The organism is uncultured Stenotrophomonas sp. (assembly GCF_963519125.1).
Taxonomy (GTDB): Bacteria; Pseudomonadota; Gammaproteobacteria; order Xanthomonadales; family Xanthomonadaceae; genus Stenotrophomonas.
Window position 1 is genome coordinate 116,233 of sequence record NZ_CAUQLJ010000014.1, and the last position, 10,578, is coordinate 126,810.

Consider the following 10,578-nt stretch of genomic DNA (forward strand, 5'->3'; position numbering starts at 1 on the left):
GGCATGCCGTCGACGTACAGGTGACGGCAAAGGAGTTATCGGCCGCAGACGCGTCGGGTTGAGTCGTGCGAGCTGAGCGCATTCAGCCTGGGATGTAAAAAGGCCCCGATGCGTGCGCATCGGGGCCTGGTCTGTTGCGTGCGGCGCGAGGGCGTAGCGCTTAGAACTCCTGCCAGTCGCCTTCGGCCAGTTCGGCAGCAACCGCACGGCTGGCCGGCTTGCGTGCCGGAGCAGCGGCAACCACCGGGCGGGTGGCAACGCGCGGTGCGGGTGCAGCCACCGGTGCGGGCGCCAGCACCTCACGCTCGTCGAGACGGAAGATCGAGACGGCGTCGCTGAGGTGGCCGGCCTGTTCTTCCATGGCGCGGGCGGCAGCGGTGGCTTCTTCCACCAGCGCGGCGTTCTGCTGGGTGGTTTCGTCCATCTGCACCACGGTCTGGTTGACCTGTTCGATGCCGGCCGACTGTTCCTGCGACGCGGCGGAGATCTCGGCCATGATGTCGGTGACGCGCTGCACCGAGGCGACGATCTCGCCCATGGTGGCGCCGGCCTTGTGGACCAGGGCGGAGCCGTCGTTGACCTTGCCGACCGAGTCGTCGATCAGGCCCTTGATCTCCTTGGCGGCGCCTGCCGAGCGCTGGGCCAGGGTGCGCACTTCGGAGGCGACCACGGCGAAGCCGCGGCCCTGTTCGCCGGCACGCGCCGCTTCCACCGCGGCGTTCAGCGCCAGGATGTTGGTCTGGAAGGCGATGCCGTCGATCACCGAGATGATTTCGGCGATCTTCTTGGACGAGGTCTGGATCGCGCTCATGGTGGTGACCACCTGGCCGACCACGTCGCCGCCCTGCGAGGCCACGGTGTGTGCGCCAATGGCGAGCTGGTTGGCCTGGCGGGCGTGTTCGGCGTTCTGGCGGACGGTGGAGGTCAGTTCCTCCATCGAGGCCGCGGTTTCTTCCAGGTTGGCAGCCTGCTGTTCGGTACGGCGCGACAGGTCGCTGTTGCCGCTGGCGATTTCGCTGGCGGCCGTGCTGATCGCCTGGCTGGAGTGTTTGATTTTGGTGACGATGCCGCTGAGCTGTTCGGCGGTGGCGTTGGCGTCGTCGCGCATGGTGGCGAACACGCCTTCGAACTCGCCGTGCATGCGCACGGTCAGGTCGCCCTGCGACAGCGCGGTGAGCAGGCCGGAGATCTGTTCGATGCTCGAGGCGTTGGCGTCGAGCAGGCCGTTGATCTGCTGGGCCAGCTGCAGGAAGAAGCCATCCTTGCCTTCGGCGCTGATGCGGCCGGACAGGTCGCCGGCGGCAGCCTGGGCGATGACGCGGGCCACTTCGGCTTCGACCAGCGCTTCGGGGGTGCGGTCGCGCCATTCGACCACGTGGCCGACGCTCTCGCCTTCCTCGTTGCGGATGGTGGAGACGACCTGGGCGAACTGGGCGTCACCGAACTGCATGGCGCGGCGGGCGACGCCGTGCTGCTTGAGGTTGGCCAGCAGGTTGGCGTCCATTTCGCCACGGTGCTCGAGCACGGTCAGCGGGCGGCCGACCAGGCTGGTGCTGGCGTCGAAGTCCGGCAGGCTGGTACGCAGCTCGTCTTGGTACTGGGACAGGGTCTGTTCCAGGGCGCGGTTGGCGTAGACGATGTTGAGGTTGTTGTCGGTCAGGTACACGCCGGTGGAGCTGTAATCCAGCGCGGTACGGATGCGCAGGTTCTCGCGGGCCACGGCCTGCTCGGTTTCGGTGCGTTCGCGCAGGTCGCGCTGCATGCGCTGCATGGCCTGCATCAGTTCGCCGACTTCGTCCTGGCGGCTGACGTCGATATGGCCATCGAGCTTGCCGCCAGCCACGTCGTTGGAGACCGAGACCGCGCCACGGACGGCGCCGACCAGCGAGCGGGCGAACAGGTAGACCAGCACCAGGCCGAGCGCGGCGCCGCCGAGCAGGGCGATGACGGTCAGGGTGGCCGAGGTGGCGTAGGTCGATTCGGCCTCTTCGCGCGAGGCGCGGGCGAGGCGGTTGTCTTCGGCAATCAGGGTCTCAAGCGCGGTGGCCGCCTTGAGGTGCTTCATGCGGGTTTCGCCGACGAAGGTGTCGATCGCATCGTCCGGCAGGTCGAGCTCGAGCATTTCGGTGACGGCGTCGTAGGAGGCGAGCGAGTCGGTCCAGTCCTTGGCGAAGGCGTCGAACAGCTTCTTCTGCTGGGGGCTGTCGATCAGCGCGGGATACTTCTTGATCGAGGCGTCGATGTTGCCGCGCAGGTCCTTGGCGCGCGTCTTGGCTTCGGCCTTGACGTCGTCGCTGGCGCGGATCAGGCCCTGGTAGGCCGAGTTGCGGTATTCACCGAGCATGCCACGCATTTCGCCGGCCATGCGGATGCTTTCCATCCGGTTGCCGGCCAGTTCGGTGGTCACGTTGTTGAGGGAGTGCAGGCCGCGATAGGCGACCACGCCCTGCAGCAGCATCACCAGCAGGATGACACCAAAAGTCAGCATCAACTTCGGCATCAGTTTGAGGTTCTTGATCCATTGCATGGTGGTGCACTCTCCTGTGGCAGACGCGCCCGGGTCTCAGGCCCGGTTGCAGCAGCCACGCCGGCGCGGGCCGGCGTGGCGGGGCATGGGTCGATTACTTGATGTTGGCGAGCTTCAGGCCGGCCGGCGAGCTGACTTCGATTTCAGCGCGCGAGGCGTCGCGGGCGATCTTGCCGATCACGCACACGGTCTTGCCTTCCAGGGTTTCCAGCGGGAAGCTGAACTTGCCGCGGTTGGCGCCGGCGATGCGGGCCGAGAAGGTGTGGCGCGGGAACGCGCCGCCCATGTACAGGAAGGTCGGCTGGCCTTCGGAGCCTTCGGCGTAGCGGGCCTTTTCGACCTTGCCGCAGACCATGCCGTCCTTGCCGACCGAGCGCGGTGCCAGCTCCGGCGGGATCATTTCGGCGGACTGGGCGAAGGCGGACGAGGCGGAAGCGGCCAGGACGGCAACCGAGAACACGGCAAACAGGGACTTCATCGGGAAATTCTCCGGGGGACTATGAATGGTGGTCCGGGGCTGGGACGTTCCGCGCCGCCGGTTCCTGATTCCAGCTATCGGCCATCTGCGACAGAACTGAAGGACTTTTTGTCTCGGATCAGGCGGCAGCGTCTTCGACGACGTTGGACTGGCCCATGTCGGCGCTGTCGAGCAGGGTTTCGATGTCGAGCAGGATCAGCATGCGGTCGTCCTGGGTGCCGATGCCCGAGATGAAACGGGTGTCGACGGCGGCGCCGAATTCGGGGGTGGGGCGGATCTGGTCGGCGTTGAGCGGGATGACGTCGGAGACGCTGTCGACGACGATGCCGACCACGCGGTTGTCGACGTTGAGCACGATCATGACGGTGAAGGCGTCGTAGCGGGCTTCGTCCAGGCGCAGCTTGAGGCGCAGGTCGATGACCGGGACGATGGTGCCGCGCAGGTTGATCACGCCCTTGATGTAATCGGGCGCATCCGGGACGCGGGTGACCGAGTCGTAGCCGCGGATTTCCTGGACCTTGAGGATGTCCACGCCGTAGTGCTCGGCGCCGAGGGTGAAGCTGAGGTACTCGCCACCGCTGCTGGCGGCGTTGGGGTTGTTGTCGTTCATGGAAGGAATCCTGGGTCGGGCGTGGCGGTCGGAAAACCGGGGCGTCACGCTTGGTATCGGCCTGGGATGCGGCGACTTTAGAGGGTGTCGCGAACGGCGTCCGGCCCGCGGCCGGACCTGCGGGTCATTCCCCGTTCTTGCGGGCGCTGCGCTGGCGGTCGATGCGGAAGATATAGCGCTGGATGGCGCTGTCGCCGCCGCGGGGCAGGCCGTCGAAACGCATGCCGATGCGCTTCATCTCCACGCCGTTGGGGAGCTTGAGGGAGAGCTGGTTGCAGACGATCAGGGAGACCTGCAGGGGGCCGGTCTCGGGCATGTCGAGGCGGGCGTCGTAACGCTTCTGGATGGAGAAGGCGTTGCAGTTGACCGGTACGGTGACGGCCAGGCCACCGCCGCTGATGTCCACTACGCGCAGGTGCAGGGCTTCGCTGCGGTCTTCGTTGATCGGGAACAGCAGGTTCGGCGAGTCGGTGACCGGGGTTTCCAGGCGGTACAGCTCGCGCCGCTGCAGGTGTACCAGCTCGGTCGGGAAGGGCACGCGGAAGGCGACGTGGCCGTAGCCACCGGTGCGTTCCAGGTGGTCCAGGCGGAAGCGGACCATGACCCGATCCAGCTGGGCGAAGCAGAGCAGGTGACCGGCCTCTTCGGCGGCGCGGTTGGCCGGTTCGGAGGGGCTGCCGTCGAGCAGCAGGTAGTCGTCGTCTTCGTCCAGTTCGAGGATGGCGGTGGGGAACGACTGGTCGCGCCCGCCCAGGTGCGCGGTGAGCAGCGAGCGCTGGTCGATCAGCGCCTGCAGCAGCTGGCGGATCTGCCGCGGATTGCGGACCAGGTAGCGATCATCCGTACCGTCATCGTGGACGGCAGGGGCGTCGTTGTGTGCGTCGTGGCTGCCTTCGGACATGGACTCTGCTGCATTGGGCGGGTACAGATTTCTTGCGAAATCAGGTCTCTGTCCGTTTATCGGCAGCAGATCACAATAATGTAGGGTGAATCTGTGCATCGGTAAACACGACACCCCGCCGGAGCGGGGTGTCGTGCGCGCTGTCGCGTAGGCGGAGGCTTAGAACTCCTGCCAGTCGCCTTCGCCGGCCAGTGCCGGTTCGCGCAGCGGCGCCCGGCGGGTGGGAGCCGCTGCTGCACGCGGCCGCACCGACGCGGGCGAGCGTGCGGCCGGCGCGGCAGCCGTCACGGCCGGTGCGACCTGCCCTTCAAGCTTGAACAGCGCGACCGCATCGGTGAGGTGGCCGGCCTGTTCTTCCATCGAGCGGGCGGCGGCGGTGGCTTCTTCCACCAGTGCGGCATTCTGCTGGGTGGTTTCGTCCATCTGCATGACGGTCTGGTTGACCTGCTCGATGCCGGCCGACTGCTCCTGCGAGGCCGCCGAGATCTCGGCCATGATGTCGGTCACGCGCTGCACCGAGGCCACGATCTCGTCCATGGTGGCGCCGGCCTGGTTGACCAGGGCCGAACCTTCGGCGACCTTGCCGACCGACTCGTCGATCAGGCCCTTGATCTCCTTGGCCGCACTGGCCGAGCGCTGGGCCAGCGTGCGCACTTCGGAGGCGACCACGGCAAAGCCGCGGCCCTGTTCCCCGGCGCGGGCCGCTTCAACGGCTGCGTTCAGGGCCAGGATGTTGGTCTGGAACGCGATGCCATCGATGACGGTGATGATGTCGGCGATGCGGCGCGAGGAGGCGTCGATCTCATGCATGGTGCTGACCACCTTGCCGACCACCTCACCGCCCTGCGATGCCACCGAGTGCGCGCCGATGGCGAGCTGGTTGGCCTGGCGGGCGTGTTCGGCGTTCTGGCGCACGGTGGAAGTCAGTTCCTCCATCGAGGCGGCGGTTTCTTCCAGGTTGGCGGCCTGCTGCTCGGTACGGCGCGACAGGTCGTTGTTGCCCGAGGCGATCTCGCCAGCGGCGGTGCTGATGCTGCCGGAGGCATGCTGGATGCGGCTGACGATCTGGGTCAGCTGCGCGACGGTGGTGTTGGCGTCGTCGCGCATGCTGGCGAACACGCCGTGGAACTGACCGTGCATGCGTGCGGTGAGGTCGCCGTTGGCAATCGCCTGGAGCAGGTGCGACAACTGCGAGAGGTTGCCGTCGGCCACGTCCATCATGGTGTTGAGGTGTTCGATCATGACCCGGAAGTCGTGGTCGAAACGCTGCGCGTCGCCGCGCTGGCTGAAGTCGCCGGCGGCGGCGGACTGGGCCAGGGCCTGGATCTGCGTATTGATGGCGAGCAGGCTGGCCTTGGCCGCGTCCATCGATTCGTGCAGGATCGCGCGGGTGCCGGGCAGGCGGCGGGCGTCCCGCGACAGGTCGCCGGCGGCGTACTGGTTGAGCACGTCGATCGCGTCGCGGATGGAATCCAGGTGTTCGAAGATCACCGTATTCACGCCGACCGCGAGCTGGCCGTACACGCCCGGGAAATCTTCCGGAATGCGGTGGCTGATGTCCGGGCCGGCGTGCATTTCGACCATCTGCTGGGTTTCGCTGGAGTAGCGGCGCAGCATCAGGGTCATGTCGCGGGTGGCCGCGAGCATACGACCGGCTTCATCGGCAGTGGTGCTGGAGGCGATATTGACCGAGAGGTCGCCGCGGGCCACCGACTGGATTGCGTGCATGGCCTGGCGGATCGGGCCGGTGATGGCACGCGCGATCACCACGCCCATGGCGATGGCCAGCAGGGTGAGCAGCGAAACCGTCGTGATGATGGCGATCACGCTGTTGCGGTGGGTGGCGTTGGCCTCGTCGATCTTGGCCTGCATCAGGCTGCTGCTGAACGCACCGAGCGTCTTGAGGTCCTCGAACATGGTGCGGCGGGCCGGGCGCGACTTCTCGTCCGAGATCTGACGCGCCAGCACGGCGTCGCCGGCGGCACCGGCGGCGCGCAGTTCGGCGTTCGCCGCGAAGTAGACCTCCAGGTCGGCGGCGACCTTGCGGTACAGCGCCTTCTCCTGCTCGCCGGCCGGCAGCTCGGCGTAGGCGTTGAGTTCGTCACGGACGGTCTTGGCGGTGGCGTCCATGCGCGTGTTGTAGTCGGCGACCTTGTCCGGCTGGTCGAGCATGCTGAGCTGCGCCAGTTCGAAGGTGCGGAATTCACCCAGCTGTGCGCGCACTTCGCCCAGGTGCTGTACCGAGGGAATATCGTTGCTCGCCATCTCGCCGAGCTCGGCGTTGACGCTGTTCAGGCGCAGCAGCGCGAACACGCCCAGCCCGATGGTCATCAAGGTGGTGAGGGCAAACCCGACCGCGAGCTTGCGGCTGATGGGCAGATTCTGGAACCACTTCATGCTGGGGACTCCGGGCAGGGCGGGGGGCATGCGCGCAGGGCGGGATGAAGCGCTGCGGCAGGCAGCAATGAAACTGTCATCGCTACTGCGGATAACGGCGTGCCCTGCCCGGAACTTGAGCGTTCGATTTCACATTTTTCCTGAAGGGGTAATGGTTGCGAAAGCAAGCAACCGCAAGGCTTTCGCCATGCGGCGGCGGATGGATGGCGGGTGGCGATGATAGATGGCAAAAACGGGCGTCACGGTTTTTGGTAGCGGCGCGGGAAAAACAAAACGCCCCCGCATTCGCGAGGGCGTTTCAGACAACCGGCAATTGAGCGCGGGTTACGCCGCCTGCGGCACCCGCAACGACCGCACCAACCCGCCAATATCCACGATCAACGCCACCCGTCCATCGCCCAGGATGGTCGCACCGGACACCCCACCAATACGCCGGTAGTTGTTCTCGATGTTCTTCACCACTACCTGCTGCTGGCCGACCAGTTCGTCCACTTCCAGCGCGATCTTCTGGCCATCGCCTTCGACCACCACCACCAGCGAATCATCGCCGACGCGGCGGCCGAACCCGTAATACTCGCTCAGCGAAAGGATCGGCAGGTACTCGCCCCGCACGCGCAGCACACGTCCTTCGCCCGCCATCGAACGCACATCCTCCGGCTTGGGCTGCAGCGCCTCCAGCACATAGGCCAGCGGCAGGATCACGGTTTCGCCGGCCACCGATACGGTCATGCCGTCGAGGATGGCCAGGGTCAGCGGCAACCGGATCAGCACACGGGTGCCGTTGCCGGTGCGGCTTTCCAGCTGGACTTCGCCGCCCAGCGCCTGGATGTTGCGGCGGACCACGTCCATGCCCACGCCACGACCGGACAGGTCGGTGACCGCGTCGGCGGTGGAGAAGCCGGGCTGGAAGATCAGGTCCCAGACCTGCGCGTCGGTCGGATTGTCCGGTACGGCCAGGCCACGCTCATGCGCCTTGGCCAGGATCTTGTCGCGGTTCAGGCCACGGCCGTCGTCGCTGACTTCGATCACGATGTGGCCGCCCTGGTGCGATGCGGCCAATGTAATCGTGCCGGTTTCGTCCTTGCCGGCCTCGCGGCGGACGTCGGGCATTTCCAGGCCGTGGTCGATCGAGTTGCGGACCAGGTGGACCAGCGGGTCGGCGATCTTTTCGATCAGGCCCTTGTCCAGTTCGGTGCCTTCACCAATCGTGCGCAGGCGCACGTGCTTGCCCAGGCGCGTGGAAAGGTCGCGGACCAGGCGCGGGAAGCGGCGGAACACCGCATCCACCGGCAGCATGCGCACGCCGATCACGGCTTCCTGCAGGTCGCGGGTATTGCGTTCGAGCAGGTCCAGGCCGGCGAACAGCTGCTCGGCGTGCACCGGGTCGAGTGCGTGCGAGACCTGCTTGAGCATGGCCTGGGTGATGACCAGTTCGCCGACCAGGTTGATCAGCGCATCGACCTTGTCGACGCTGACGCGGATCGAGGTTTCGGCTTCCTGGCCGCCACCGCTGCTGGCAGCGGCGGCAGGTGCCGCCGGTACAACGGCAGCCGGTATGGAAGGGGCGGGTGTAGCAGGTGCCTCGGTGGCCAGGCTCGGTGGCGCGGCCGGACGGATGTCCAGCTCGCAGTCGTCCAGCACCCAGGCGAAGGTGTCTTCGATCTTGCTGCGCGGCACCTTGCCGACCAGGCCCAGGTCCCACGCCAGGTGGGCCTCCAGCGGGTCGAGCTGGGCGAAGCCGGGCAGGCGTTCCATGCGCGCGGCCACCTGCAGCGAGCCGAGGTGTTCCAGCTCGCGGATGATGCGCAGCGGATCGTTGCCGCTCATGAACAGCGACGGCGCCGGGGTAAAGCCGATCTGCCAGGCTTCCGGCGTGTCGTCCACCTTGGCCGCGACGGCAGCGGGGGTGCTGGGTGCGGTCTGGCCGGAAAGGACCGCTTCCAGGCGCGCCTTCACCGCAGCGACCGCAGCCGGATCGGCAGCCTGGCCGTGTTCGGCTTCGCGCAGCAGGGCGCGCAGCACGTCCACCGAGGACAGCATGGCATCGACGGCGTGGCCTTCAAGTGCCCGCTTGCCGGCACGCAGCTCATCGAGCAGCGTTTCCAGCACATGGGTCAGGCCGGCGATCGCGTCGAAGCCGAAGGTGCCGGCGCCGCCCTTGATCGAGTGGGCAGCGCGGAACACCGAATTGATGATCTCCGCGTCCTGCTGCCCCGATTCCAGGGCCAGCAGGCCAGCCTCCATCGCGTCGAGGCCTTCGCGGCTCTCCTCGAAGAAGGTGGCGTGGAAGCGTTGCAGGTCCATGCTCATGGCAGTGGTGGTCCGGAAGCGAAGAGGGGGAGCGGTGGCGGGCGATCAGCCCAGCACTTTCTGCACGGTGGCGACCAGCTGTTCGGGATTGAACGGCTTGACCAGCCAACCGGTGGCGCCGGCGGCCTTGCCTTCGGACTTCTTGTCGGCGGCCGATTCGGTGGTCAGCATCAGCAGCGGGGTGAACTTGTAGTCCGGCAGCTGGCGCAGTTCGCGGATCAGCGCGATGCCGTCCATGTTCGGCATGTTGACGTCGGTGACCACCGCATTGAAGCGCTGGCCCTTGGCACGACCGAGCGCGACCGCGCCGTCTTCAGCTTCTTCGACGGCAAAACCGGCCGAGGTGAGGGCGAAGGACACCATCTGGCGCATCGACGCCGAATCGTCCACCACCAAGATACGTGCGCTCATGCCGCGTTCTCCACAGATTTCAGGTTGTCATGGGTTGCATCCAGGCCGAGGGCCTGGGTGACGCCGAGCAGTCGCGCGGCGTCGCGGAAAGTGGCGGTGCTGCCTTCGAATGCGGTCGGGTTGCCGGCCTGGCGGCGGGCTTCGACGAATGCGCACAGGACCTGCACCGACGCGGTATGGATACGGCCGACCTGGCTGGCGTCCAGCGTCAGGTCGCCGCCCTGGTCCACCAAGGGGGCCAGGCGTGTTTTGAGCTCGGTGCTGCTCTCGATTCCGAGATCATCACCCAGGGCCACAGTGCTCATCGTTGCTCCGGACAAACGGTTCCTAGGTCTATAACGGCTGGCTTTCAGGAACCTTTAGGGGTGCGTGATGGCCGTCAATTCAACAGCTGCGTGGCATCCAGCAGGATCATCGGCTGGGCGGTGACCCGGGCGACACCGCGGAACAGGTCGTTGGAGATCTGGCAGATGCGGGCGGTGTCCGGCGGTTCGATCTGCGAATCGGTCAGGTTCGCCACGTCTTCCACGGCCGAAACGCGCAGGCCCATGGTTTCGCCGTTTTCCTCCAGCACCACGATGCGGGTGTTGGCGTCGTCCTGGGCCGGACCGGCACCGAGGTGGATGCCCAAGTCCATCACTGGCACCACCTGGCCACGCAGGTTCATGATGCCGAGCATGGCCGACGGCGTGCCGCGCAGCGGCAGCAGCGGTACCGGCAGCACCACTTCCTGGACCTTCAACAGTTCCAGCGCATAGGCCTGTACACCGCAACGCAGGCGCAGCCAGCGCGACATGCGCTCACTGGCGCGGCGGTCGCCACGCGGGCTGGACGCCGGGTTGCGGGCCTGGGCCTGCAGCTCCTGCCAGCTGCTCGGGCGTCCGGACGACGCCGTCGGCGCCGCAGCGACGGGCCGGGCGACCGGCTGCGGCGCGGGCGCAGGC

General features: G+C 66.8%; 9 protein-coding genes. All 9 read right to left on the minus strand.

Translation table 11 applies throughout. The features are described from left to right. Nucleotides 1–160: 160 nt before the first annotated feature. Complete coding sequence (locus RYM47_RS13555) at nucleotides 161–2,527, minus strand: methyl-accepting chemotaxis protein (protein WP_315388592.1); 2,367 nt, start codon at nucleotides 2,525–2,527, stop codon at nucleotides 161–163. Between the two features lie 94 nt (nucleotides 2,528–2,621). After that, nucleotides 2,622–3,005, minus strand: coding sequence for a hypothetical protein (locus RYM47_RS13560; protein WP_315388593.1), 384 nt, complete (start codon nucleotides 3,003–3,005; stop codon nucleotides 2,622–2,624). A 118-nt stretch (nucleotides 3,006–3,123) separates the two neighbouring features. Next, the gene (locus RYM47_RS13565) at nucleotides 3,124–3,615 is read right to left on the minus strand and encodes a chemotaxis protein CheW (protein ID WP_315388594.1); all 492 of its coding nucleotides are present in this window, start codon (nucleotides 3,613–3,615) and stop codon (nucleotides 3,124–3,126) included. 124 nt (nucleotides 3,616–3,739) lie between these two features. Beyond that, a complete protein-coding gene (locus tag RYM47_RS13570) occupies nucleotides 3,740–4,516 on the minus strand; it encodes a flagellar regulator YcgR PilZN domain-containing protein (protein WP_315388595.1) in 777 nt (258 codons plus the stop codon). Between the two features lie 159 nt (nucleotides 4,517–4,675). Beyond that, the gene (locus RYM47_RS13575) at nucleotides 4,676–6,913 is read right to left on the minus strand and encodes a methyl-accepting chemotaxis protein (protein WP_315388596.1); all 2,238 of its coding nucleotides are present in this window, start codon (nucleotides 6,911–6,913) and stop codon (nucleotides 4,676–4,678) included. Nucleotides 6,914–7,237: 324 nt separating this feature from the next. Then, on the minus strand, nucleotides 7,238–9,223 hold the full coding sequence (locus RYM47_RS13580) for a chemotaxis protein CheA (RefSeq protein WP_315388597.1): 1,986 nt from the start codon (nucleotides 9,221–9,223) through the stop codon (nucleotides 7,238–7,240). Nucleotides 9,224–9,268: 45 nt separating this feature from the next. Next, complete coding sequence (locus RYM47_RS13585; protein ID WP_005409521.1) at nucleotides 9,269–9,634, minus strand: response regulator; 366 nt, start codon at nucleotides 9,632–9,634, stop codon at nucleotides 9,269–9,271. Further along, nucleotides 9,631–9,939 carry an STAS domain-containing protein gene (locus RYM47_RS13590; protein WP_315388598.1) on the minus strand — a complete coding sequence of 103 codons (309 nt, stop codon included), beginning with the start codon at nucleotides 9,937–9,939 and terminating at the stop codon, nucleotides 9,631–9,633. The genes RYM47_RS13585 and RYM47_RS13590 overlap by 4 nt, the downstream gene beginning before the upstream one ends. 74 nt (nucleotides 9,940–10,013) lie before the next feature. Continuing rightward, on the minus strand, nucleotides 10,014–10,578 hold a 565-nt coding region (locus RYM47_RS13595; RefSeq protein ID WP_315388599.1), incomplete at its 5' end, for a chemotaxis protein CheW.